Origin of the sequence: Sphingobium algorifonticola (assembly GCF_004005485.1) — a bacterium.
GTDB classification, from domain to species: domain Bacteria; phylum Pseudomonadota; class Alphaproteobacteria; order Sphingomonadales; family Sphingomonadaceae; genus Sphingobium; species Sphingobium algorifonticola.
The window spans coordinates 737,844-762,928 of sequence record NZ_RZUL01000002.1 but is presented as its reverse complement, the minus strand read 5'-3'; the positions used below and the strand labels follow the sequence as shown (position 1 = coordinate 762,928).

Here is a 25,085-nt window from a genome sequence, read left to right as displayed (position 1 = left end):
GCAGGATTTAGTCTGCGCGGGTCATGCGCCAGGCCTGCGGCGTCCCGCGCATGACGACCGGTGGCGCCACCATGACGTCAGGCGTCCAGACGTAATCGGTATCCAAGCGCGTTTCGACCGCGCTTATCCCGTCGATTTTCAACAACTCCGTTCGCGCGGCTTCCATGAAATGCGGTGCCATGGTGCAACCCGGGAAGGTGACGGCGAAGGTAACGTACAGCACACCGGCCTCGATCCGCCATGCGCGCACCAGCCCCATTCGCCGTACCGAAAGGGGTCGTCCCGCCGCAATGCTGCACGGATCGTTTACGCGGTCGAGCGCGGCTGCGATCGCCTCAGCCAGCATTACCGGTCCATACCGACCATGGTGTCCTGAGTGGCGCGATACGCCAGCCATCTTCTGCCTGCCGGGCCTGCCAATCGCCGATGTCGATGCCGGCGGCCCGCGCATAGTTTCCGCCCAGGATCATGCGCTTTATTCCGTCATCGAGTTGGGGGATGCCATGCCGGGCCATTGTCTCTTCATCGAACGCGAAAGCCCAGAACAGTTGCAGCAGATGCTGGGGATGGACGACCGTGCATCCTGTAGACCACAGGGTCTTCTCTGGCCCACCCCATTGCATCAACAGCGCCAGCGCAGCGGCAAAACGGCCCGGTGCCTGCCACAGCATTGCCGTCGTCGTCTCCAGATTGGCATAGACATTGGGGAAGCGGCCGATCGCCATCGCGGTTTCCTCGATGAAGGCCATGCCTGCGTGGATGATCTCGAACGTCATTTGCGGAAAGCTGTCCGCCGCCTCCTCGAAATCCTCGCCGATGCGGTAGGGCGACAGCGGCACCGATCCATTGGGCAACGCCTTGTGGATGGCAATGCTGCGCAGCCCAAGCGTCTGCGCCCGATCGATAAGCGCCATCACCGTGTCATCGTTCGTCAGCCAGCGGCGATACGGGTTCATCTGGTGCGGATAGAGCTTCACGCCGATGGCATTGGGCGTCTGCTCCACCTGCCGTGCCAATTCCTCCAGCACAAAGCCTTTGTCACCGGTCGGGTCCACCCCGACATAGCTCAATACCCGGGTCGGAAAATCTCGTGCCATCGCGACCGTTTTCCATTCGGCCGCAAAACCGTCATGAAACCAGCTATCCAGCGTCAGCGTGTGCGTCGCCATCAGGGCGGTCTGGCTTTCCTCCAGCATCGTGCGCGCCAGAGTCTCGGGTCGCATATCGGTCATGTAGATGTTTTGCGGTACGGTCCTGTCGCGCGGGCTGAGCATCGCGTGCAGCCCGTGCGACATGGCATAAAGCTGCTCACCGTAGCGCGAGGCGACATTGGCGTGGTCCAGGTTCAGCGCATGAACCACCGGATCGATCACATACACATCGTCCGGCAACAGAGGCAATTGGGCAAAGTCGGCGGCCATCGGTATCTCCCAGAGGCCTGTCTTATGCCGCGCGCATGGCCCGCCGCACAGGCGCAATCGCGCCCTTACCCATAACCACATTTCATGCGCAGGCGCGTGGCGGCCATTATCCGCCACCCCGCGCGCGGCCTAGGCAGGGGACAACGCCAACAGGAAGGATTGCCATGGCCAGTGCGCCGCAGATCGAAGTGCCGGATCCCACGGCTCTCGTGAGGGAGGACAAGGTGCATCGCTCGGTCTATACCGATCCTGCCATCTTCGCGCTGGAAATGGAGCGCATCCACGGACGAGCATGGCTGTATCTGGCGCATGAAAGCGAGTTCAAGGCAGCAGGCGATTATGTCGTGCGCCATCTCGGGACGCAGGCGGTAATCCTGACCCGCGACAAGCAGGGGGCGATACACGGCATCTTCAACCGCTGTTCGCATCGGGGCGCGACTTTATGCGCCTTCGACCGCGGCTCTGCCCCGCATGGGCATCAATGCCCTTATCACGGCTGGACCTTCAACGCGGACGGATCGGTGCGCTTCGTATCGCATCCCCGCAACTATGACGGCGTACTCGATCCTGCCGATCAGGCGATCCAGAGCGTACGGATAGAGTCCTATCGCGGCTTCCTGTTCGGCAATCTGGCCGCGGACGCGGCTCCGCCGCTGCTCGATTTCATGGGGCATATGAAGACCAGCATAGACGATCTGGTCGATCGCTCGCCGACCGGAAAGGTGGAGTGCGGCCCATATGTGCTGCGCCATTATTATCGGGCCAACTGGAAGATGACGTTCGAAAATCTGAACGACACCATCCATCCCGGTTTCGCTCATGCCGCATCGGTAGTGTCGGCACGCAATGTAGCAAGCGCCTTGCCAGCCTCGGAACAGCCAGTGGCGACACTCGGCATGATGCTGGCGAACGGCAAGCCGATCCAGTTCTTCCAGGATATCGACATGGTGACGGCGCCGGGCGGTCACAGCTATATCGGCGGGCACATGGGGGCAAGCTACACCCCCGATGCGCAAAACGGCTATGTGCAGGCGATGACCGCGTTTCACGGTGCGGAGCGCACGCGTGAGATATTGTCGATCGACCGGCATCTGATGCTGCTCTATCCGTCGTCCTTCTGGCATGCCCGCTACCAGACTGTGCGGATATTGCGCCCCGTACGCCATGATCTGACCGAAATGATCGGCTTCGTATTCCGTCTGGTCGGTGCGCCCGACGAAACCTATGCCAATGCCGTCGAATATTGCACGGGCGCCAACAGTGCGGCCTCGCCGGTCATCGCCGACGATCTGGAAATCTACGAACGCTGCCTTCTGGGCAACGGCTTTGGCGACCAGCAGTGGATACCGATGAGCCGCGGCCTCAAGGAAACGCGCGAAGTCACCAACGCCTTCACCCGCAGCCCGGCGACGTCGGAAGCCTTCATCCGCAATCAGTTTGCGGCATGGTCCAGCTACATGGCACAGGCATGAGCGATCCGCTGTCGCAGGAGGTAGACGCTTTCGTGCATCACGAGGCACGATTGCTTGACGAGTGCCGCTACGCTGAATGGGTCGACCTGTTTCTGCCGGATGCGCGTTACTGGGTGCCGGTCAGCATCGAACAGCGCGATCCGATGGATGGCCCCAGTCATTTCCATGACGATATTCAGGTGCTCAAGGCCCGCACCCACCGTCTTGCCAACCCGCGGGCTTTCGGTGCGGAACCCAGCCCGCGCACCGCGCACATCGTGTCTGGGGTGCGTGTCGATCGGACGATGGATGATGGCGCGCTGGTCGTTTCCTCGACTCAGATCATGCTGGAATATCGCAATCGAGGCGGTTTCGAAGCAGATCAGCGCATGTTCGGCGGGCGCGTGACGCATCTTCTCCGCCGGATGCCCGAGGGGCTGCGGATCGCCCGCAAGCGCGTGGACCTCATCAATGCCGAAGGGCCGTTCAACGCCATGGCCGCGCCGATATGATCGGCAACGCAATCGCCTGGATTGCCTATGGCAGCTACTGGTCGACGCCGTTCGTGCGCTGGCAGGGGGCGTTTGCTGAGCTACACAGCCTGCGCTTCGCAACCTGGACGGGGCGACAGGCGCTGGAGAAGCGCAATGTCGATCTGTCGGCGATAGATTTTGGCGTGCTGGGCTTCACCGTGCCGCAACAAGGCAGTTTCTACGGATTGCCTTGGGTGATGGGAGAGCTTGGCGCGCCACATGTAGCGGGACCATCCGTGATGCAGGCCTGTGCGACGTCCGCTCGGGCCGTGACGCTCGCCGCGCAGGAAGTGGCAGACGGCAGCGCCCGCGCGGCACTGGTCATCACGTGCGACCGGGTGTCGAACGGGCCGCATATCTACTATCCCGCTCCGTCTGCACCCGGCGGCACCGGTCGTTCGGAAAACTGGATTCTCGATAATTTCGCGCGCGATCCCTTCGCGCAAGTCGCTATGGTCGAAACGGCGGAGAATGTCGCCGCACGCTGGGGCATCGATCGGGCAGAACAGGACGACGTCGTGCTGATGCGCGCCGCGCAATATGCCGACGCCCTTGCCGACGACCACGCATTCCACCGCCGCTTCATGGATCTGCCGTTTGCCGTGCCCGATCCGGCATTCCGCAAGGTCATGCGGCATATCGACGGCGATATCGGCGTACAGCCCGCCGATCCCGGCAAGCTGCGCGCCCTGCATCCGGTCCGCGAAGGCGGGACGGTGACGTATGGCGGACAGACGCATCCCGCCGACGGCAATGCCGGGATTATCGTCGCCACCCGCGATCGCGCCCGCGCGCTGGCACGGACACCGGACATAGAGGTCGCCATCCTCGGCGTTGGCCAGGCCCGCGTCGAACCGGCGTTCATGCCCGCTGCCCCTGTTCCCGCCACGCAGCGGGCGCTGGACCGAGCCGGCGTGACAATGGCGCAGATCGATGCCGTAAAATCGCATAACCCTTTCGCGGTCAACGATATCGTCTTTGCCCGCGAGACAGGTTTTCCGCTGGAAAAAATGAACAACTTCGGCTGCTCGCTTGTCTGGGGCCATCCGCAGGGACCGACCGGCCTGCGCGCCATCATCGAACTCATCGAGGAACTGGCGATGCGCGGCGGCGGGCGCGGCCTCTATCAGGGTTGCGCCGCCGGGGACAGCGCCATGGCCGTGGTAATCGAGGTAAGCGGATGACCGGACCGCTACTGCATGATGTCAACGGACGCCCGGTCTGGATGCCCGACACCACCCTCGCCCCGCTGGACCGGGCCATTGCCGAACGGCCGGAGGCTGTGGCGGTGCGGATGGGCGACATCGCGCTGAATTACGCTGATTATGGCCATGCCGTCGCTATGCTTGCCGCCGATCTGGTAATGCGGGGCGCGGCGGGCGGCACAGTTGCCATCATCCTGCGCAACAGCATCGCGCTCGCTGTCGCCATCTTCGCGGCGCAACGTGCGGGGGCCGCCTGCGCGACGCTCAATCCCGACTATACCTTGCATGAGCTCACACCCATGCTCGCCGATGCCGCGCCGCAACTGGTGCTGTGTCATGCCGACCGCCTGACCGAAATGATGGCCGTTGCGCCTGCTCATGCGCAAGTCATGCCCATCCCGGAGGACAGGACGTTTCTGGCGAACCTGTTCGCCCGCGACATGGCGTCGTTGCCCGCTTTCCCCACCATCGCCCCCAATACCCTCGCCGTACTGCAATTCACCGGCGGCACCACCGGGCGCGCCAAGGGTGTCGAACTGACGCATCGCGCCATCGCGACGAACATCGCCCAGCGCGAAGCCGTGCTGCCGACCGATTTCGGGGATGAGCGCATTCTTTGCTTCATGCCAATGTTCCACAGCTTCGCCGCCGCCATGTGTATCAACCTGTCGGCTTATGCGTCGGGAACGCTGGTCATCTTGCCCCGCTATCGCCCGGACTGGGTGATCGAGGCAATTGCCCATCATCGCATCACGCGGCTGCCCGCCGGTCCCACGGTTTTCAACGGGCTGATCGCGCAAGACGCGCTGACACGCGAGGGCACGCAAAGCCTGCGTTCGGCGTGGTCGGGTTCCGCGCCGCTCGCCCGTGAAACGCGCGAACGCTGGGAAGCACGCACCGGTGTCCCGGTGTTCGAAGGCTATGGCCAAAGCGAGGCAGGGCCGATCCTGACCTATTTCGGACCAGGCATGATAGCAAAGCCGGGATCGGTCGGCCCCGCTCTGCCGCTGACGCACCTGCGGATCGTAGACCCGGCGGACCCGTCACGGATATGCGATACCGATGAGGTGGGCGAGATTACGGCGCAGGGACCACAAATCATGCGCGGCTATCGCGGGCTGGCCGAGGAGACTGCTGCCACGCTGCGCGACGGCTGGCTGCACACCGGCGACATCGGCCGTATCGACGCGGACGGGCATCTCTTCATCGAGGATCGCAAGAAGGACATGGCGCTGGTCGGCGGCTACAATGTCTTTCCGCGCGAAATCGACGAAGTGCTGATGCAGCATCCCTCGGTCGCCGCCGCCGCCTGTGTCGGCGTGCCGGACAGCTATCGCGGCGAGGCCATCGTCGCGTTCGTCACGCCCCGTGCCGACCGGCTGGCCGACAGCGCGGAACTGGCCGACCATTGCACCCGGCATCTGGTGCGTTACAAGCATCCCGCGCGCTATCGCATGCTCCCTGAAATGCCACTCACCCCCGTCGGCAAGATCGACAAGGTTGCACTGCGTGCGCTCGCGATCGCACTCGACAGGCAGGATGCCGATGGCGCTTGAACAGCTTGCGCCGATCCGGGCGGCGCTTCTGGCGCGTCGCGCTGCCCTGCCGCCTCCGCTGGCCGCTCGGCGCGCCGGGTTCGAAGCGCAAATGGCCGCACTATCTTTGCCTGCGGAGATGCAGGCGCGGACTGTTGCATTATCGCCGACGCAGGACGGGCTGATCGTCCGCTTGCCGGAGAGCGCGGCAGACCGGATGATCCTGTGGGTCCATGGCGGCGCCTTCGTACTGGGATCTCCGGCAAGCTATCGCGACTTCGCCATACGCCTGTGTCGTGCAAGCGGCTGTCCCGTGCTGCTGCCCGATTACAGGCTGGCGCCTGAGCACATATTCCCTGCGGCGCGCGACGACGTGCTGGCCGCGCTCGACTGGCTGGAGGGTAACGGCCTGCCGATGTCACAGGTTGCGATCGGCGGGGACAGCGCAGGGGCCAATCTGGCGCTTGCGGCCGTGCAGGTCCGTCTGTTCGAGGGACGCCCGGTTCCTGTCGCCTGCCACTTCGTTTCGCCCTATCTCGACCTTACCCACAGCGGAAAGTCGATTGCCATGCGTGCCGACCGCGATCCGTTCGTCGATCCGGCGGGCATGGCTGCTACTGCTGCTACTTATGCCGGGGAAGCGCCTGTTGAGGATGCGCGCGTCTCGCCTTTGTTCGGCGCAGTGAAAGGCCTTCCGCGGGTTCTGATCCAGGTCGGCGCGGACGAGGTGCTGTTCGACGACGCATGGCGGCTGGCGCAACGTATATGGACGGAAGGCGGCAATGCCCTGTTCCAGGAATGGGTCGGGATGATCCACGTCTGGCCGCTCTTCGCCGCTTCGGTCGATGAAGGGCAATGGGCGATCGCGCAGGCCGGTGCGTTCCTCAAATCCGCGCTGCTTGGCGATAGTCCAGCCGCAGTATAGGATGCCGCAGCGGGAGAGCGGGGAATGGAATTACGTCAGATCAAGCATTTTCTCGAGATCGTCCGGTGCGCCAGCTTTGGTCAGGCGGCCGAGAAAATGCATATCACGCAGCCGGCTTTGTCAAAGAGCATCCGCAATCTTGAACAGTCGCTGGGCGTCATGCTGCTCGAACGGCATCCCGGTGGCGTCGTGCCGACGCAGTTTGGCAAGGTGTTCATGGAATATGCCATGCTGATCACCAGCGAGATCGACCGTGCGATCGAGGAACTCAACGAACTGAAAGGCAGCGGCCGGGGGATCGTCCGCGTAGGCGCGGGCGCGACCATGATGCAATATCTCCTGCCCCAGGCCGTGCGCGCCTTCGTCCAGTCCGATGAATCGGCAAGTGTGGTCTTTCGGCAGGGGCTGCGCGACGAATTGCTGGCCAGCCTGCGCCGTGGCGAAATCGACATCGTGGTAGGATCAACCGACGGCCTTCGCGGGGACGAGGATTTTCGGCAGGAAAACGTTCTGCTGGACGAAATCGTCGTCGTTGCCAACGGCAACCATCCGCTGGCAAACCGCGACCGGGTGGAAATCGCCGAATTGGGCCGCTATCGGTGGGTGCTGCCCGACGGGACCGAAGGCGAGCGCAATCGCCTGACCCGCGTCATGCGCGACGCGGGCCTGCCCCCGCCGTCCTGCGTTATCCGCACACCATCGTCCACGTTCATGGCGACCATGTTGCAGGAAGGCGAATATCTAAGCTATCTCCCGCGCGCCCTGATCCGTCTCGATCACGAATATGCGCATCTCCAGCCGCTGCCGCTGGACCAGCCGATCTGGGACAAGGTGATGGTCGGCGTCACCTATCGCCGGCGCGGTGTGATGCTCGCGCCCGTGCGGCGCTTCATCAACCGCCTGATTGAGGTAGGCGCATCGCTGGACAAGAAGGACATGGCGTAAGCATCGTCCCTTCTGACGCGCCTTTCACAGGTTGCGATCTTCATCTTTTTGCTTTAAGTTTAAAATATATTCGATGAAGAGGGATCGATCATGCGTATCATAAGCCTGGGTGGCGGGCCGGCTGGTCTGTACTTCGCGATTTCGGTCAAGCTGCGGCGGCCGGACTGGCAGGTACGGGTGGTGGAACGCAACCGGGCGGGCGACACCTTCGGCTGGGGTGTTGTCTTTTCCGACCAGACGCTCGCCAATCTAGCCATGAACGATCCGGTCAGCGCCACGACCATAACCGACAGCTTTGCACATTGGGATGATATCGACGTCGTGGTCGGCGACAATCATGTTCGATCGAGCGGACACGGCTTCATCGGCATCGGGCGCAAACGGCTGCTCAATATCCTTCAGGATCGTGCCCGCGATCTGGGCGTCGAGCTGCTGTTCGAGACAGAGTTTTCGGACGATGTAACACATTATGCCGATTATGACCTGATTATCGCGGCCGATGGCGTGAACAGCCGCATCCGAACATGTAACGAGGCGCGCTTCGATGTGGATATTCAGACGCGGGCCAACAAGTTCATGTGGCTCGGCACGACGCGCCTGTTCGACGCATTCGCCTTCATCTTCGAAAAGACCGACGCAGGATGGATATGGGCGCATGCCTATCGCTTCGACGCGACGCATTCCACCTTCATCGTCGAATGTTCCGAAGCGACCTGGCGCGGTCTTGGTTTCGACAGCATGGGCCAGGACGAGGCAATCGCGACATGCGAACGCATCTTCGCGCGCCATCTGGACGGCCATCCGCTCATCACAAACGCTGCGCATCTGCGCGGATCGGCGGCATGGATCAATTTCCGCCGGGTGCTCTGCCACCAGTGGTCGTTCGACAATGTCGTGCTGCTGGGCGATGCGGCCCACACTGCGCATTTCTCGATCGGTTCGGGGACCAAACTGGCGCTGGAAGACGCAATGACGTTGGCGAGGGTGCTGGACCGGCCGGACATTGATGCCCCCGGTGCGCTGTCCGTCGCCCTGGCGGATTATCAGGCGGAGCGGCAGGTCGCCGTACTGAAGATTCAGAATGCCGCGCGCAATTCAACCGAATGGTTCGAAACGCTCGATCGTTATCTGGCTTTCGAGCCGATGCAGTTCGCTTATGCTTTGCTGACCCGCTCGCAGCGGGTGAGCCACGAAAACCTGCGACTGCGCGACCCCAAATGGCTGGCCCAGGTCGAACGCTGGTTCGAGGCGCGAGCGCTGCCCGGTGTCGCGGCGAACGATAGTGCGCCGCCGCCGATGTTCACGCCATACCGGCTACGCAGCCTGACGATGCCCAACCGCATAGTGTTGTCACCGGTTCTGACTTATGCGGCGGATCACGCAGGAATTCCGACCGATTTCCATCTGGTACATTATGGCACCCGTGCGCTGGGCGGCGCAGGCCTGATCATCACGGAAATGGTGGCGGTCGCGCCGGAAGGGCGGGCGACACCGGCCTGTCCCGGCCTATGGAACGACCATCAGACAATGGCCTGGCGGCGCGTGATCGACTTTGTCCATCGGCATAGCGACGCGCGCATCTGTGCCCAGATCGGCCATGCCGGCGCACGGGGCAGCACCCGAGTGCCGGTGGACGGGCAAGGCTATGACGTGCCGCTGAAAGACGAAGGATGGTCGCTCCTGTCTGCGTCCGCAAGGCCCTGGCGTAGCGGCGGGGCTATACCGCGCGCCATGACGGAGGCGGAAATGAACAGGGTGCGTGACGATTTTGTCGCTGCGGCCTTGCGCGCCGATGCTGCCGGGTTCGACATGATCGAAATCCAGGCGGGACATGGTTTCCTGCTGTCATCGTTCATCACGCCGCTGATGAATGACAGAACGGATGGCTACGGCGGCTCGTTGACCTGCCGCCTGCAATGGCCGCTGGAGGTAATCCGCGCGGTTCGGGCTGCATGGCCCGAAGGCAAGCCCATGGCGGTCCGTATCTCCGCCACCGACTGGGCCGGAGACACCGGCGTCACCCCCGCCGATGCAGTGGACATCGCACGTGCGCTGAAAGCCGAAGGCGTGGATATCATCGACGTTTCGGCGGGGGAAACGTCGCCCGACGCCCGGCCGGTCTATGGGCGCATGTTCCAGACGCCGTTGTCCGATCGCATTCGTAACGAAGCGGGATGCCCGACGATCGCAGTCGGCAATATCACCGACGCCGATCAGGCGAACAGCATATTGGCGGCGGGCCGCGCAGATCTGGTCGCGATTGGCCGTCCGCATCTGGTCGATCCGATGTGGGTATTGCGCGCTGCGGCGCAGAGCGGCCATGGCGGAATCAGCGTGCCTTCCGCCTATGCAACGGGACAGGCGCAATTGACACGGATGCTGCGACGGGCCAGCGACATCCTGCACGGATGAGGGAAACGGGATTTCCGATGAACGACATTGCGGACGCCGGGGAAGCACATGTGCCCCTGACCGAGAAATATGGCGGCGGCGAATCCGGCCCCATGAGCGTGCGTACCTGGTTGCGGATGCTCAGCTGTTCGATGATCGTCGAAAAGCGTCTCCGCCGCCGTTTCATCGAGCATTATGGCACCACTTTGCCGCGTTTCGATGTACTGGCGGCGCTGGACCGCCGACCCGACGGCATCACCATGGGCGAACTCTCACAGATGCTGCTGGTGTCGAACGGCAATGTCACGGCACTCGTGCGGCAATTGCAGGGAGACGGTCATGTCACCCTGCAACAGGACCCCGACGATCGCCGGTCCCTGATCGTGCAGCTGACGACCACAGGTGCTGCGCATTTCGCGGAGCTGGCAGCGGCACATCACGGCTGGATAGCGGACATGTTCAAGGGCGTCTCCGGCGATCAGCAGCGGGCGCTCTATGATCTTCTTTCGGTCGTCAAGACATCCATCGCCGCAGAAAGCAGGGACCGATGAGCTTCTCGCTGCGCTTGCCGGTGCGTTTTGCGCATGTCGATGCCGCAGGCATAGTGTTCTATCCGCGCTATTTTGAAATGCTGAACGCCGCGGTCGAGGATTGGTTTGCCGCCCGAACGGGCATAGGCTTTGCGGAATTGCATCTTGAACGGGGACTGGGCGTACCAACGGTCAAGATCGACAGCCAGTTCGTCGCACCGAGTCGATTGGGCGACATGCTGACAATCACGATCACGGTCGAGCGGCTCGGGGAAAGCTCCTGCGCTCTGCGCTACGCCATAGAGTGCAACGGCGAGGATCGGGTGCGCGCCTCCGCCGTGCTGGTGTGCATGAATCTGGACACAGGCAAATCGACGCCCTGGCCCGCCGCCATCCGTGACCGACTGGCCGCGACCGACATGATCGCGATCCAGTCCGTCGCCTGAGGTAATTTACACCGCCACGATGGGGTGGCGCAGCTCGCCGATACCTTCCACGCCACATGCGATGACATCGCCCGGCCACAGAAACTCCTGTGGTGTGCGCCCCGCGCCGACGCCTTCGGGGGTGCCGGTGGCGATGATGTCACCCGGTTCCAACGTGATCCCGCGGCTGATGTCGGCAATCAGTTCATCGACCTTGAACAGCATATGGCTGGTGTTGCTGCGCTGCTTTTCCACCCCGTTGACCGTCAGCCACAGGTCCAGCGTCTGCGGATCGGGGATTTCGTCGGTGGTGACGATGCACGGACCCATGGGCGCGTAGCTGTCCTGCCCCTTGGAGTAGATCCACTGACCCGCGCGGCGGCAATCGCGCGCGCTCATATCGATCAGGACGCTGTAACCGAAAACATGCTTCAGCGCGTCCGCGCGCGACACCCGCTTCGCCGTCGTACCGATGATAGCTGCCAATTCGACTTCCCAGTCGAGTTGCTGTGTGATCGTCGCATCGTGCAGGACCGGATCGCCCGGTCCGCATATGCTCGTCGGCGGCTTTGAAAAGATGACCGGCTGTTTGGGCAGGTCGGGCGACGTGTCCAGCGCAGCAGCGGATTCAGCCACATGATCGATATAGTTGAGGCCGATCCCGAAGATATTCTTGCGCGGGCGCGGGATCGGCGCGAGCAACCGCACATTGGCGAGCGGGGTCGCCACGCCGACCGGCCAATCGTTGCCCATCGATGTCAGCAGCGCCACCGCCGCCGTCACAGCCGTTGGCCCCAGGTCGATGAACGCCAGCATGCTGGACGGCAACGCGACACCCGAAGCCGCACCCAGATGCTCCAGATCGACCACCAGATCACCCTGGATCGCTCCGAGGCGGGCGGCGCTTTCGCCATGGGCGCGATAGGTTACAAGACGCATAAGCCGACTATTCCTTATTGTTCGAGAAGGGGCTGATATCCGCCGTTGTCACCGAAGGCCTGTTCCCGATACAGGCCGAGCGCCTTCATCACCGGCAGATCGTGAAAGGCGAACAGGCAGGCATCGTCGCCCGCCGATCCGTTGACATGTTCGTGCCACATCCAGTTGGGAACACAGAAGATGTCGCGTTCGCGCCAGTCGTAGCGGCGTCCGTTGATAATCGAATATCCATGGCCCTTGGCGCACTGGTAGAGGAAGCTGCCAACCTGGCGATGCGCCCTCGTATGTTCCCCGGGGCGCAGCATCTGCATGCTGGCACCGATGGTCGGCATCACCGGGCCACCTGTCGCGGGGTTCACATAGTCCATATGAATCCCGTCGAACGGCGAGCCGTCCGTCACGCTGGCGAAGCGATGCAGCGCCTCATAAGTCGGTGCCCATTCATATTTGAACAGCGGCGAATATCGCTTGTCCCATGCTGCGCCTGCCGGACGCAGACCAGGATTACCCCATGCCTTCGTCATATCATCGACAGGATAGGTCACCGCCTGCTGAAGGTCGGGATGCACTTCGTAAAAGCCTGCCTCCAGGGCATTCATCAGCGGAATGTCGAGACCGTCCTGCCAGATGCACGCCGTGCCGTCATCGGCTACGCCATGCTCATGCCAGGTCCCGTTGGGCGTCAGCACGAAATCATTCGCACCCAACGTCATCCGGTGCCCATCGACATTTGTGAAGGCGCCCTCCCCCTCCATGATGAAACGCAGGGCGGAGGCGGAATGACGGTGGCTGGAGGCAAGTTCCCCCGGGTTCATCACCTGCAAGCCCGAGTAGAGCCAGCCGACCGCCGCCGACATTTCGGTACGGCCAGGATTTTCCAGAAACACAACCCGACGCCCGGCTTGCTCCGGCGTCACGAGATCGAGCGAGCGCAGCACCGGTTCCCGCAAGTCCGCATAGCGCCACACGACCGGCACGGATTCGGTTTTCGGTTCCCAAGGCTCGATCTTGTTTGCGACGGTCCAGAGTGCTCCGGCGTGCATGCGCTCGAGATCGGCGTAATAAGCGCGCAATGGCGCGGTATCACCAACATTGGCACGCCCGACCCGATCTTCCCGATAGGCATCATAGCTGCGAGCGGCCATATTCGTTCCTCGACTTCCAATTATTATAGACTTAAAGTAAATTGCGATAAGTGTCAACGTGAGGCGACAGATGATGGAACATTGCAGAGTGGCCGTGGTGCAGGCAGCGTCGCTTCCCTTCGATCCGCAGGGCTGCGCGGACAAGGCCGCAAAGCTGATACGGGAGGCCGCATCGGGGGGGGCGCGACTGGCGGTATTTCCCGAGGCATTTCTGGGCTTCTATCCCAAAGGCGCATCATTCGGTGCGCCGGTCGGAATGCGCAAACCGCAAGGACGCGCTGACTTCGCCGCCTATCATCGTGCCGCGATTACGCTCGACGGCCCTGAGGTCGCGACGGTCGCGGAGGCTGTAGCGGAGTCGGACATCTTAGTTGTGATCGGCTGTATCGAACGGGATGGCGGCACGCTCTACTGCACGGCGCTGTTCTTCGATGGCGCGAAGGGGCTGGTCGCCAAACATCGCAAGCTGATGCCGACCGGCGCCGAGCGGCTCATCTGGGGCTTTGGCGATGGATCGACATTATCGGTCATCGACACGGAAATCGGCCGGATCGGCGCGGTCATCTGCTGGGAAAACTATATGCCGATGCTGCGGATGGCGATGTATGCCAAAGGCGTCACGCTCTATTGCGCGCCGACCGCCGACGACCGCGATACCTGGCTACCGTCGATGCAGCATATCGCGCTGGAAGGGCGCTGTTTCGTATTGTCGGCTTGCCAGCATATCACACGCGGCGCCTATCCGCCCGATTATGACTGCGCGCTGGGCAACGACCCCGATCTGGTCCTGATGCGGGGCGGCAGTTGCATCGTCGATCCATTGGGCCAGGTGCTGGCCGGACCGGATTTCAGCGGTGAAACGATCCTCTATGCCGATCTCGATCCCGACGCCGTGCTGCGGGGCAAATATGATTTCGATGTGGTCGGCCATTATGCCCGACCCGACATCTTCTCGCTCGCGGTGGATGAAGCGCCCCGCCCGCCTGTCCGGGGGCAATGACGCGATGCGATTCGACATTCCAGCCATGAAACCGGCCGATCGCTACAAGATACTGGCGAGCGCCATCACGCCGCGTCCCATAGCCTGGGTGACGAGCCAGTCGGCAGCGGGCGGGCGCAACGCCGCGCCGTACAGCTTCTTCAACTTCTTCGGGCCTGATCCGGCGACGATCGTGCTGGGGCTGATGGCGCGACCCGACGGCACATTGAAGGACAGCGACGCCAACATACTGGAAACCGGCGAGTTCGTCGTCAATCTGGTCTGCGAAGCCGACGCGCAGGCCATGAACCTGACCTGCATCGACGCACCGCCGGACGTCGATGAAATCACGCTGGCAAAGCTTGAGGTGGTGGCGTCCGACCGTGTTGCCCCGCCCCGCATTGTCACGGCACCCGCCAGCTTCGAATGCCGCCTCCTGCACCGGCTGACCCTGAGCGCCGCACAGACCCTTATGGTTGCCGAAGTGGTGATGGCGCATGTCGCCGATGCCTATGTGCTTGATGAACAACGCTGCCATATCGACACGGGCGCGATGCACCTGATCGCGCGCGTACATGGTGCGGGCGTCTACCTGCGATCAGGGGATACGTTTCAGATGGATCGTCCCGTCTGGAAGGATGTTGCGGGCAATCCGGGCAAGTAGACGATAGCCTTCCACAAGGCTGGCGGCCGTGGCTCCATCGTCATGATTGGGCGCATATCCGGCACATCTGAACGCCAAAGCATTGTCTATCATATCCATAGAAATATATGGGAGGCATAATTCAAAGCTGACAGGAGAATGCCCATGTCTCTTTCGACCGAAGCCCCCCGATTGATCCTGACCCTTGCGGGTATGGAGCAACCCGACTCGAGCCATTGGCTCAGCCGCTGGGAAGAGGAACGGCCTGATTGCCAGCGGGTGCATCTTGGCGTTTGGGACCGGCCCCATCGCAACAGCTGGATCACGGCCATCGATCATGCCGTCAAGCAGGCGGACCGCCCGGTCATTCTTGTAGCCCGCGGCCTAGCCTGCCATGCCGTCGCCTGGTGGGCGAGTTTCGAGAAGCCCTCATACGGCCATCCGGTCGCCGGTGCGCTGCTGGTCGCGCCGCCCAATGTCGATACGGCCAGTGACGACCTGCGCCTTGTCGGCTTCGGCCCGACGCCAAAAGCCTTGCTGCCATTTCCCTCGATTGTCGTTGCCAGTCGCAACGATCCGCGAATGGACTTTGCCGGGGCGCAGGCCCTTGCCCGTTTCTGGGGCAGCGACTGTGCGGACGGCGGGGCTATCGGTTCTGCCAGCGGCCTAGCCGATCTGGGTCGATGGAGCGAAGGCGCTGCCCTGCTGGACCGCCTCCTTGCTCATGCGATCCCTGGCGCGGGACAGGTTGCGCCGACCGATACGCCGTTCGGAATTGCTCCCCTCCGTTCGGTGACGCCGGTGCGCGTCGACCTGTCCCTATAGCGCCAGGGCGGTCGGCGCGACGTCGGCGGCGTAGCGGTCTGCATCCAGCAACCCTTCGCGCTTGGCGACGATCGTGCCGACCAGCACCTGCCCCGCGACATTGGTAGCTGTCCGCCCCATGTCGAGAATGGGGTCTATCGCCAGCAGCAGACCTACGCCTTCAAGCGGCAGGCCCAGCGTCGTGAGCGTCAACGTCAGCATCACGATCGCACCTGTCAGTCCAGCGGTCGCTGCCGATCCCAGCACGGACACAAATGCAATCAGCGCATAATCGCCGATGCCAAGCGGCAGCCCGTAGAATTGGGCGATGAATAGCGCAGCAATGGCAGGATAGATGGACGCGCACCCATCCATCTTCGTGGTCGCGGCAAGCGGCGCCACAAATGCGGCATATTCGCGCTTCACGCCGAGTGTTTCGGTCGCCAGTTCCGTCACCGGCAGAGTCCCGATCGACGAACGGGTGACAAAACCCAACTGGATCGCAGGCCACGCCTTGCGAAAGAATACGCGCGGATCAAGCCCGTTGAGCGCAAGCAGCACAGGATAGAGGCCCAACAGCACGAGGGCGAGACCCAGATAGACAGCGCCTGCGAACCAGCCGAGACTTGCCAGCGCACTCCAGCCATATGTCGCCACCGCCGTGCCGAACAGCCCGATCGTGCCTAGCGGCGTGAGACGGATGATCCAGCGCAGCAGCGTCCGTACGATCGCCAGGAATGCGGCATTCCACGCCAGGAACGGCTCCGCCTTCTCGCCCGTCCGCACCGCAGCCGCGCCGATCAGGATCGCCAGCACTACCAGTTGCAGCACGTTGAACGACAGGCTGGTCGTCGCCCCGTCCTCACCGATCTTTGTGCTGGCGGTCAGACCAAGTGTGTTGCCCGGCACCAGGCCTTTCAGGAAGTCCAACCAGCCGCCTACCGATTTGGGCGCGGAAGCGACCTCCGCCGTCACGCCGCTGTGCAGTCCCGGCTGAAGCAGCAGCCCCAGCGCCAGCCCGATCGCCACAGAAAGCGCCGCCGTGATCGCGAACCACAGCAGCGTCTGCCCCACCAGCCGTCCCGGATTGGCGAGAGCCCGAATGTTCGCGATGCTGGCGATAATCGCCGTGACCACCAGCGACGGCACGATCAGCTTGAGCAACTGGACGAAAATATTGCCGAGGATGCCAAGGATCTGCGTCAATATGTTGGGATCGCCATTTTGTCCGATCGGACCGATCTGCCGCGCGGCCAGCCCCAGCAGCAGCCCTGCGAGCATCGCCAGCGCGACCTGAAGGCCCAATTTGCGAACGATTGGCGGTCGCGCACCTGTCGTCATACCGTTTCCCCCAGCCGGTGCGGCGCGCTCACGGCGGCGCGTTCCTTCACATCGTGCACGATGTTGGCCTGTTGCACATGGCTGGTCGCCGGTACGCTTTTCGTCAGCCACACATTGCCCGCGATCACCGATCCTCGGCCCACGATAATCCGCCCCAGCACCGTCGCACCGGCATAGATCACCACATCATCCTCTATGATCGGATGGCGGGGTACGCCTCGTTCGACAACGCCCTGCTCGGTATAGGGGATTGAACGAGCGCCCAGCGTGACCCCCTGATAGAGCCGCACGCCTTTGCCGATTATCGCGGTTTCACCGATCACCACGCCATTGCCGTGATCAATAAAGAAACGCTCGCCGATCACGGCACCGGGATGGATGTCGATGCCGGTCCGACTGTGCGCCACTTCGGAAATGATCCGCGCCACAACCGGTACGCCCAGCCGATAAAGATGATGTGCGATGCGATGGTGGATGATCGCCTGCATGCTGGGATAGCAGATCAGTATTTCGTCCACGCTGCGTGCGGCGGGGTCGGCGGCGAAGGCGGCCTCCACATCGGTATCGAGTGTCGCCCTCAGTTGCGGCAGCTCCGCAGCAAATCGCCCGATGATTTGCCCCGCTTCCGCATCGACATCCTCGGGCGTCGCACCATCGCGCGAATAGGCCAGTTCGATCCGTATCTGGCCATAAAGACGGCTCAACACGGTATCGAGTGTCTCCGCCACGAACGCATTCTCATTGTGCGCCCGCACGAAATCCGGCCCAAGGCGCATCGGAAACAGCGCGCCGCACAATGCGTCGGTGATCTTTGCGAGCTTCGGACGGGACGGGAAGCCCACAGCGCCATATTCCATGTGATGCCGCTGCGCCGACCGCCATGCCTGCCGCTGGGCGCTGAGTTGCAGCACGAGCTTGTCCGTATTCCAATATGCCGTCACCTGAGCCTCACTGCGTCCAATATTATCTACTATTGCAATAGAGAATAGTGAGGAAGCGCCAAGATAGGTTTTTTGTCGGGTCGCAAACAGTATTTTGCCGCACCTGGCTTGGCAGTCGGCGGGCTGCTTTTCCGATCAGGCGAAATCGGGCCTGTTTGCTTCAGAGGCGAAGCGAACGGGCTGCGGCGGCATGCGTCGTGCAATCGCCGCATGACCTTTTCGGACAACGCATCAGCGGCAATGGACGCATTGGATCATTCGGCATCCGGCTGTTGCTGCGGCGCGGAATTGGCGAAGGCAGGCAAGGCCATCGCATGGTCGAATATCGCGCGGATGCGGGGGAATGGGGACAGGTCCAGCTTGAAATTGGCCGCGTTGAACACTTGCGGCACCAGGCAAATGTCCGCGAGTGTCGGACTGTCGCCATGAACGAACCGCCCCGTCTGCGGTTCTGCCAGCCGCTGTTCGATGGCTTCAAAGCCGGAAGCGATCCAGTGATTGTACCAGCGGGCGACAGTGGCTTCATCCTGTGCAAGGTCGTGCCGCAGATAATTCAGCACCCGCAGATTGTCGATGGGGTGGATATCGCAGGCCACGATCTGGGCGATCGCACGGACGCGCGCCCGTGCCGTCGGATCGGGCGGCAACAGCGCGGCACCCGGCACCGTTTCGTCGAGATATTCGATGATCGCGAGCGACTGTGTCAACACTGTGCCGTCCGCCTCTAGCGCCGGAACAAGGCCTTGCGGATTGAGCGCCAGATAATCGGGGCTTCGCTGCTCGCCATGCCGCAGATGATGATAGATCTGTTGGGCATCGATCCCTTTCAGCGCGAGCGCGATGCGGACGCGAAAGGCCGCAGACGATCGGAAATAGCCGTGCAGCACATAGCTCATCGCGCCACGTCCGAAAGGGGGCGTCCAGTCGCATTGGCTGTCTTCGAACAGCGGCGGGACATGTGCAGCAACACTGATGCGGTTCCAGTCATTGGTGGGCGACCGTTGCGACGTAGCATATGCGACCCGGCCTATCGACTGATCGCCACTGTCATCCCCATTGTCAATAATGGAGACGGATCATCGTCGATCGTGGCATCGTGACGACCGATGGGCACTGACATGGCGGCATCGGCGTCCTTTGCGGCGTTGGGTCCCGCAGCAGTAGCGGCTCGCCGTAACAAGGAAGGAACTTTGTACCCGCTTGACTCATTCGCGATCTGGGAGGATTAGAACATAGAGTGAACATATGCATGAGTCTCGCCGCCCCGTAAGCTTTTTGAAGCACAAGATCGCCAGGCTGGAGCGGCCGAGGCCGTCAGGTATATGTGCGCCGGCCAGCCTTGGTCACGATGCTATCGACAGCGCATTGGGCGGTGGCCTCGCCCGTGGCCATGTCCACGAAGTGTTTGCGATCGAAAGTGCGGATGCAGGCAGTGCGTCGGGCTTCGTGGCGGCCTTGGCAGGACGGCTGAAAGGCAACATCGTCTGGTTGCGCGAAGAGGCAGCGCAGCGTCATGAAGGCGTTCTGCATGGCGCAGGCCTTGTCGAGGCTGGTCTGGACCCCGCCCGCCTGATTCTGGGCGTGCTGTCTGATCCCCTGTCCGTGCTGCAAGCCGCTGGCGATGTCGTGCGCTGCCCGGAAATCGGCGTGGCGGTGATCGAACTGTGGCGGCAACCCCGCCTGCTCGACCTGACCGCCAGCCGACGGCTGGCGCTGGCAGCGGAAACGTCGGGAGTTACGGCAATCCTGTTGCGGATTGCGGCCCAGCCTGCCCCCAGTGCCGCGCAGACGCGCTGGCGCGTCGCCGCGGCGGCTTCGACACCATTGGAGGCCAATGCGCCGGGCCATCCGGCATGGGAGGTAGAGCTTTTGCGACAACGTGGGCGGCCAGCGGGCGGTATCTGGCATGTGGAGTGGGATCGTGACCGAACAATGTTCAGAGGCGACGGGGCACGGCCAGCGGCGCTACCTGGCGCTGTGGTTCCCTTTTCTGCCAACGGACCGGCTGATGCGGGAAGCGTCGTCCCGCTGCGCCGTACCGGATGATGCGCCCTTTGCTCTGGTCGAAAAGGTGCGCGGTGCGATGCGTCTTGCCGCGCTGGATCCCCGTGCCCATGCGCTGGGGCTGACGCCGGGTCTGGCGCTGGCCGATGCGCGCGCGCGCATCCCCGAACTTGCGGTGTTCGATGCCGATCCGCAGGCCGATCTGCGCTGGCTGGAACGGATCGCGGACAGGGGCGATCGTTTCACGCCCATGGTTGCGCTCGACCCGCCCGATGGCCTGACGTTCGACATCACCGGTTGCACGCATCTCTTCGGCGGCGAACGGCAACTGGTGCGCGATGTGGAACAGCATATGCGGCCATGGGTCAGCCACATGCGCCATGCCTGCGCGGATACGGCGCTTGGCGCGCAGGCACTGGCCCGTTTCCAGACCGTCCCCGCGCCCAGCGAAGCGGAGGCGCTGCGCCGCCTGCCGATTGCCGCTCTGCGTCTCGAAAGCGAAACCGAAATTGCGCTGCGTCGCGCGGGGCTGAAGACGATTGGGGATCTGGCTGCACGACCGGTGGCTCCGCTTGCCGCGCGCTTCGGTGCGGAAGCGGTCGACACGCTGGCGGCCATATTGGGGCGGACGGACCGCCGCATCACCCCGCGGCGCCCGCCCCCTGCCCTGCTCTTCGAGCGGCGCTTTGCCGACCCGGTGACACAGACCGAACATGCGTTGGGGATCATCGGAGAACTGGCACAGCAGGCGGCTGCGGCGCTTGAGGAACGGCGCAAGGGCGGACGCCATTTTACCGCCCGGCTGTTCCGCACCGATGGCCGTGTCTATGACATCGCCATCGAATGCGGATTGCCGGTGCGCGACGCCGATCTGCTGATCCGTCTGTTCCGGGAACGGATGTCCGCCCTGGCCGATCCTGTCGATCCCGGCTTCGGATTCGACATGATCCGCCTGTCGGTGCCGCATACGGAGCCGCTTGGCGCAACCCAATTGGAGCTTGAAGGCGGCGCAATTCATGAGGAGGCCATGGCGGCGCTGATCGACCGGCTCAGCACGAGGCTGGGGCGCGGGCGCATCCGCCGACTTGTATGGCAGGATACGCACATACCCGAACAGGGCGTTCTGGCGCTGCCGGCGATCGATGTCCCCGCGCCTGAACCCTGGATAGCTCCGGAACCTGGCCAGCCCCCGTTGCGGCCCATTCACCTGTTCGATCCGCCGCAGCCGATCCATGTGATGGCCGAGGTGCCCGACGGCCCGCCACGCCGTTTCCGCTGGCGGCGCGCCCAGCATGACATCATCCGTTTCGAAGGGCCCGAAAGGATCGCCGCGCAATGGTGGCGACAGCCCGGCAAACAGGGACTGACCCGCGATTATTATCGGGTGGAGGATGCGCGCGGGCGGCGTTTCTGGCTGTTCCGCCACGGCCTTTACGATCGCGAAAAGCCTGATCCGCGCTGGTATATCCATGGACTGTTTGCATGAGCGGGGAGACTTTGCCTGCTTCCGATGGCGCCCATCGGTTCGCCGAACTGGTTGCCGCGACCAATTATTCCTTTCTGCGCGGCGCATCCCATCCCGCCGAGATGGTCGGGCAGGCCATGGCAACGGGCATGGCAGGCATCGGCATTGCCGATCGCAATACGGTGTCAGGCGTGGTGCGCGCGCATGTGGCGCTGCGTGCGGCGCGGGAACGATGCGTGGAGGAAGGCTTGCCAACGCCTGCCTTCCGGCTGATCGTCGGCGCGCGGTTGGTCTTTGCCGACGGCACAGCGGACATCATCGCCTATCCCGCCACCCGTCATGGCTGGGGGCGGCTCACGCGATTGCTGACCGTCGGCAATCTGCGCAGCCGCAAAGGGGAATGCACCCTGTGGCGGGATGATCTGCTGGAGCATCTGGAGGATATGCTGCTGATCGTGATGGCGGGAGAAGGCGACGCGGCGCTGCTCCACGATCTGCGCGCCGTTGCGCCCGGCAAGGTCTGGATCGGTGTGCGTATGCCCCGCAAGGGTGACGATCGCCGTCGCCTGGCCCGGATGATGACACTCGCACGATCGACCGATCTTCCCCTGCTGGCGACGAATGACGCCCTTTACGCCACCGCGGATCAGCGCCCGCTTCACGATGTCATCACCTGCATAAGCGAAAAGACGACTCTGCTTGCGGCAGGACGCAGGCTGGAGGCGAATGGGGAACGGCATCTGAAGCCTCCGGCCGAGATGACCCGCCTGTTTCGCGATTGCCCCGAGGCGGTATCCGAAACGGTGGCTTTCCTGGATCAGATTGGCTTCACCCTCGATGATCTGCGGTACGAATATCCGCATGAGCCGGTGCCGCCGGGCTGGCAGCCGCAAGGCTGGCTGGAGCATCTGGTCACGACCGCGGCGCATGCCCGTTACGGCGCCGTTCTGCCCGCCAGGGTTCGCGCCCTGCTGGATGAAGAGTTTACGCTGATCGCGAAGCAGAACTACGCATGCTATTTCCTCACTGTCCACGATCTGGTGGATTTCGCCCGCAAGCAGGACCCGCCGATCCTTTGCCAGGGCCGGGGTTCTGCGGCCAATTCGATCGTCTGCTTTCTGCTGGGCGTCACGTCCGTCGATCCGGTCGAGCATGACCTGCTGTTTTCCCGCTTCGTTTCCGAAGAACGCCGTGAGCCACCCGATATCGATGTGGATTTCGAGCATGAGCGGCGCGAGGAAGTGATGCAATATGTCTACCGGCGATACGGGCGGGATCGCGCGGGGATTGCCGCGACCGTGATCCATTATCGCCCGCGCAGCGCCGTGCGCGAAGTAGGCAAGGTGCTGGGTTTTTCCGAAGATGTGACGGCGCGACTGGGCAGTACCGTCTGGGGCAGCTTTTCCAGTGCGATGGAAGCACGGCGATACAACGAGGCGGGCTTTGATCCTGACAATCCCAGAATTGCCATGATGAAAGACCTGATCGATCAGCTTTTGCACTTTCCCCGGCACCTGTCGCAGCATGTCGGCGGGTTCGTGCTGACGCAGGACCGGCTCGACGAGACCGTGCCGATCCATAATGCCGCGATGCAGGACCGCACCTTCATCGAATGGGACAAGGATGACATCGATGCGCTGGGCCTGATGAAGGTCGACGTGCTGGCGCTGGGCATGCTGACCTGCATCCGCAAGGCCTTCGATCTGATGCGCGATCAGGGGCTGGGCGATCATGGTCTCGATGTCGATCTTAAAGCCGACGACAAGGCGGTCTATGACATGCTGTGCAAAGGCGACAGCATCGGTGTGTTTCAGGTCGAAAGCCGTGCGCAGATCAACATGCTGCCCCGCCTCAAGCCCCGGTCGCTGTACGATCTGACCGTGCAGGTGGCAATCGTGCGGCCCGGCCCGATCGAAGGCGACATGGTGCATCCCTATCTGCGCCGGCGTTCGGGTATCGAGACAATCGACTATCCCTCGCCCGCGCCGCCTCATGATCCCGATGAATTGCGGGCATTGCTCGGCGCGACTTATGGGGTGCCGCTGTTTCAGGAACAGGCGATGAAACTTGCCATTACCGCCGCCGGGTTCACCCCGTCGGAGGCGAACCAGTTGCGCCGCGCGATGGCGACGTTCCGCAATGTCGGCACCATCCACGCCTTTCGCGACAAGCTGGTCGAGGGCATGACGGCGCGCGGCTATGACAAGGCATTCGCCGAACGCTGTTTCAAGCAGATCGAAGGCTTCGGCAGCTATGGCTTTCCCGAAAGCCATGCGCTGTCCTTTGCCCGGCTGGTCTATGTGTCGTCATGGATCAAATGCCATCATCCGGCGATATTCGCCTGCGCGCTGCTCAATGCGCAGCCAATGGGCTTTTATGCCCCGGCCCAGATCGTTCGGGATGCCCGCGACCATGATGTCGCAGTCCGCCCTGTCGACATCAACGCCAGCCATTGGGACAACAGCCTGGAACGCGACACCACCGGCGCCGTGGCGCTGCGCCTGGGTTTCCGGCAACTGGACGGGTTCCGAACGACATGGGCGCAAACGCTGGTCTCGGCGCGAATGGACGGCCCTTTCGCGACGGTCGAGGCGCTGGCCCGTCGCGCCGCATTGCCACAGCATGCCCTGCGTATTCTTGCCAATGCCGATGCCTTCGGATCGCTGGCGCTCGACCGCCGGGCCGCCTTGTGGGAAGTGCGGCGAACGCCCGATGACGCATTGCCACTGTTTGCCGCCGCCCGTGCGCGCGAACTGGGCACGGAACCCGACATGGCACTGCCCAGAATGGCGGCGGCGGAAGAGGTGACGATAGATTATCAGACGCTCCGTCTGTCTTTGAAGGACCATCCGATCACATTCCTGCGCGATGTTCTGCGCGCCGAAGGCGTGAAAAGCTGCGCGGAGACACTGGCATCGCCCGCGGGCAGGAAAGTGCGCACGGCCGGCATCGTTCTCGTCCGTCAGCGCCCCGGAAAGGGCAATGCCATTTTCGTGACGCTGGAGGATGAAACCGGCATTACCAATGTCGTCCTGTGGGCCAGGCTGTTCGAAACCTTCCGTCGCCAGGTGATGACGGCCCGCCTGATGCTGGTCGAAGGCCATATACAGCGCAGTCCCGAAGGGGTCGTGCATCTGATGGCGACGCATATCCATGACCGCACGGATTTGCTGGACCGGCTGGGTGATGACGGCATGGCGGAATGCGAGAGGCTGGGCGATGCGCTTGTGCCGCAGTCACGCGCTGATGAAGTGATCCGCCCCGTCCAGGCCCGCCATCCGCGCGATGTGCGGATATTGCCCAAATCACGCGACTTTCATTAAAGACCAGCACGCGGGCGGCGGGGAAGCAGGCATCGCGCATCTGCTGCGCCTTGCAGAGGCCGCAATGCACGTTGCGATGGCGCTGACCGGCGCAGGGAGCGCAGCGAGGGGAATGATCGAACAATCTGGGCTACTCATGG

22 protein-coding genes are annotated in these 25,085 nt (G+C 62.9%); 15 read left to right on the top strand and 7 right to left on the bottom strand.

The genetic code is table 11. The annotated features are described in order from the left end of the window. Positions 1-7: 7 nt before the first annotated feature. Both ENE74_RS08710 and ENE74_RS08705 read right to left on the bottom strand, forming a co-directional pair. Complete coding sequence (locus ENE74_RS08710; RefSeq protein ID WP_164847417.1) at positions 8-346, bottom strand: metal-sulfur cluster assembly factor; 339 nt, start codon at positions 344-346, stop codon at positions 8-10. Further along, positions 336-1,421 carry an amidohydrolase family protein gene (locus ENE74_RS08705; RefSeq protein WP_164847416.1) on the bottom strand — a complete coding sequence of 362 codons (1,086 nt, stop codon included), beginning with the start codon at positions 1,419-1,421 and terminating at the stop codon, positions 336-338. Before ENE74_RS08705 ends, ENE74_RS08710 begins: the two co-directional genes overlap by 11 nt. A gap of 164 nt (positions 1,422-1,585) precedes the next feature. Here ENE74_RS08705 and ENE74_RS08700 point away from each other — a divergent pair, with 164 nt between their 5' ends. The 9 genes from ENE74_RS08700 to ENE74_RS08660 all read left to right on the top strand — a co-directional run bounded on the left by ENE74_RS08700 (position 1,586) and on the right by ENE74_RS08660 (position 11,382). Continuing rightward, positions 1,586-2,893 carry an aromatic ring-hydroxylating oxygenase subunit alpha gene (locus tag ENE74_RS08700; RefSeq protein WP_164847415.1) on the top strand — a complete coding sequence of 436 codons (1,308 nt, stop codon included), beginning with the start codon at positions 1,586-1,588 and terminating at the stop codon, positions 2,891-2,893. Further along, on the top strand, positions 2,890-3,384 hold the full coding sequence (locus ENE74_RS08695) for an aromatic-ring-hydroxylating dioxygenase subunit beta (RefSeq protein WP_164847414.1): 495 nt from the start codon (positions 2,890-2,892) through the stop codon (positions 3,382-3,384). The genes ENE74_RS08700 and ENE74_RS08695 overlap by 4 nt, the downstream gene beginning before the upstream one ends. Beyond that, positions 3,381-4,589, top strand: a complete 1,209-nt coding sequence (locus ENE74_RS08690) for a thiolase family protein (protein ID WP_127690445.1) — start codon at positions 3,381-3,383, stop codon at positions 4,587-4,589. The genes ENE74_RS08695 and ENE74_RS08690 overlap by 4 nt, the downstream gene beginning before the upstream one ends. Continuing rightward, positions 4,586-6,166: a class I adenylate-forming enzyme family protein gene (locus ENE74_RS08685; protein ID WP_127690444.1), complete on the top strand. Its 1,581-nt coding sequence runs from the start codon at positions 4,586-4,588 to the stop codon at positions 6,164-6,166. The genes ENE74_RS08690 and ENE74_RS08685 overlap by 4 nt, the downstream gene beginning before the upstream one ends. Then, positions 6,156-7,070, top strand: coding sequence for an alpha/beta hydrolase (locus ENE74_RS08680; protein ID WP_164847413.1), 915 nt, complete (start codon positions 6,156-6,158; stop codon positions 7,068-7,070). Before ENE74_RS08685 ends, ENE74_RS08680 begins: the two co-directional genes overlap by 11 nt. Before the next feature lie 24 nt (positions 7,071-7,094). Beyond that, entirely contained in the window at positions 7,095-8,015 is a 921-nt protein-coding gene (locus ENE74_RS08675; protein WP_127690442.1) for a LysR family transcriptional regulator, read from the top strand. Positions 8,016-8,105: 90 nt separating this feature from the next. Beyond that, positions 8,106-10,427, top strand: coding sequence for a bifunctional salicylyl-CoA 5-hydroxylase/oxidoreductase (locus tag ENE74_RS08670; RefSeq protein WP_127690441.1), 2,322 nt, complete (start codon positions 8,106-8,108; stop codon positions 10,425-10,427). A gap of 17 nt (positions 10,428-10,444) precedes the next feature. Beyond that, complete coding sequence (locus ENE74_RS08665) at positions 10,445-10,957, top strand: MarR family winged helix-turn-helix transcriptional regulator (protein WP_127690440.1); 513 nt, start codon at positions 10,445-10,447, stop codon at positions 10,955-10,957. Beyond that, positions 10,954-11,382: an acyl-CoA thioesterase gene (locus ENE74_RS08660; protein WP_127690439.1), complete on the top strand. Its 429-nt coding sequence runs from the start codon at positions 10,954-10,956 to the stop codon at positions 11,380-11,382. The genes ENE74_RS08665 and ENE74_RS08660 overlap by 4 nt, the downstream gene beginning before the upstream one ends. A 6-nt stretch (positions 11,383-11,388) precedes the next feature. Here the strand turns inward: ENE74_RS08660 and ENE74_RS08655 are convergent, their stop codons facing one another. Then, positions 11,389-12,300, bottom strand: coding sequence for a fumarylacetoacetate hydrolase family protein (locus ENE74_RS08655; RefSeq protein ID WP_127690438.1), 912 nt, complete (start codon positions 12,298-12,300; stop codon positions 11,389-11,391). 14 nt (positions 12,301-12,314) lie between these two features. After that, positions 12,315-13,445 carry a cupin domain-containing protein gene (locus ENE74_RS08650; protein WP_127690437.1) on the bottom strand — a complete coding sequence of 377 codons (1,131 nt, stop codon included), beginning with the start codon at positions 13,443-13,445 and terminating at the stop codon, positions 12,315-12,317. A 70-nt stretch (positions 13,446-13,515) separates the two neighbouring features. Here ENE74_RS08650 and ENE74_RS08645 point away from each other — a divergent pair, with 70 nt between their 5' ends. From ENE74_RS08645 to ENE74_RS08635, 3 genes are all read left to right on the top strand, one after another. Beyond that, positions 13,516-14,445: a carbon-nitrogen hydrolase family protein gene (locus ENE74_RS08645; protein WP_206517670.1), complete on the top strand. Its 930-nt coding sequence runs from the start codon at positions 13,516-13,518 to the stop codon at positions 14,443-14,445. Then, on the top strand, positions 14,411-15,088 hold the full coding sequence (locus tag ENE74_RS08640; protein WP_241241895.1) for a flavin reductase family protein: 678 nt from the start codon (positions 14,411-14,413) through the stop codon (positions 15,086-15,088). The genes ENE74_RS08645 and ENE74_RS08640 overlap by 35 nt, the downstream gene beginning before the upstream one ends. A 144-nt stretch (positions 15,089-15,232) precedes the next feature. Further along, entirely contained in the window at positions 15,233-15,892 is a 660-nt protein-coding gene (locus ENE74_RS08635) for an RBBP9/YdeN family alpha/beta hydrolase (RefSeq protein WP_241241894.1), read from the top strand. Here the strand turns inward: ENE74_RS08635 and ENE74_RS08630 are convergent. The 3 genes from ENE74_RS08630 to maiA all read right to left on the bottom strand — a co-directional run bounded on the left by ENE74_RS08630 (position 15,887) and on the right by maiA (position 19,049). Beyond that, the gene (locus ENE74_RS08630; protein WP_127690435.1) at positions 15,887-17,212 is read right to left on the bottom strand and encodes a dicarboxylate/amino acid:cation symporter; all 1,326 of its coding nucleotides are present in this window, start codon (positions 17,210-17,212) and stop codon (positions 15,887-15,889) included. The two genes, ENE74_RS08635 and ENE74_RS08630, sit on opposite strands and share 6 nt — an antisense overlap. Next, positions 17,209-18,153 carry a serine O-acetyltransferase EpsC gene (epsC, locus tag ENE74_RS08625; RefSeq protein ID WP_241241893.1) on the bottom strand — a complete coding sequence of 315 codons (945 nt, stop codon included), beginning with the start codon at positions 18,151-18,153 and terminating at the stop codon, positions 17,209-17,211. Before epsC ends, ENE74_RS08630 begins: the two co-directional genes overlap by 4 nt. Positions 18,154-18,407: 254 nt before the next feature. Next, positions 18,408-19,049 carry a maleylacetoacetate isomerase gene (maiA, locus tag ENE74_RS08620; protein ID WP_127690434.1) on the bottom strand — a complete coding sequence of 214 codons (642 nt, stop codon included), beginning with the start codon at positions 19,047-19,049 and terminating at the stop codon, positions 18,408-18,410. A gap of 349 nt (positions 19,050-19,398) precedes the next feature. Here maiA and ENE74_RS18490 point away from each other — a divergent pair, with 349 nt between their 5' ends. From ENE74_RS18490 to ENE74_RS08605, 3 genes are read left to right on the top strand one after another with little or no spacing between them, the layout of a single operon-like run. Next, positions 19,399-20,199 carry an ImuA family protein gene (locus tag ENE74_RS18490; RefSeq protein WP_241241892.1) on the top strand — a complete coding sequence of 267 codons (801 nt, stop codon included), beginning with the start codon at positions 19,399-19,401 and terminating at the stop codon, positions 20,197-20,199. Beyond that, the gene (locus tag ENE74_RS08610) at positions 20,162-21,643 is read left to right on the top strand and encodes a Y-family DNA polymerase (protein WP_241241924.1); all 1,482 of its coding nucleotides are present in this window, start codon (positions 20,162-20,164) and stop codon (positions 21,641-21,643) included. The genes ENE74_RS18490 and ENE74_RS08610 overlap by 38 nt, the downstream gene beginning before the upstream one ends. Continuing rightward, positions 21,640-24,945, top strand: coding sequence for an error-prone DNA polymerase (locus ENE74_RS08605; RefSeq protein WP_127690432.1), 3,306 nt, complete (start codon positions 21,640-21,642; stop codon positions 24,943-24,945). Before ENE74_RS08610 ends, ENE74_RS08605 begins: the two co-directional genes overlap by 4 nt. Positions 24,946-25,085: the final 140 nt, after the last annotated feature.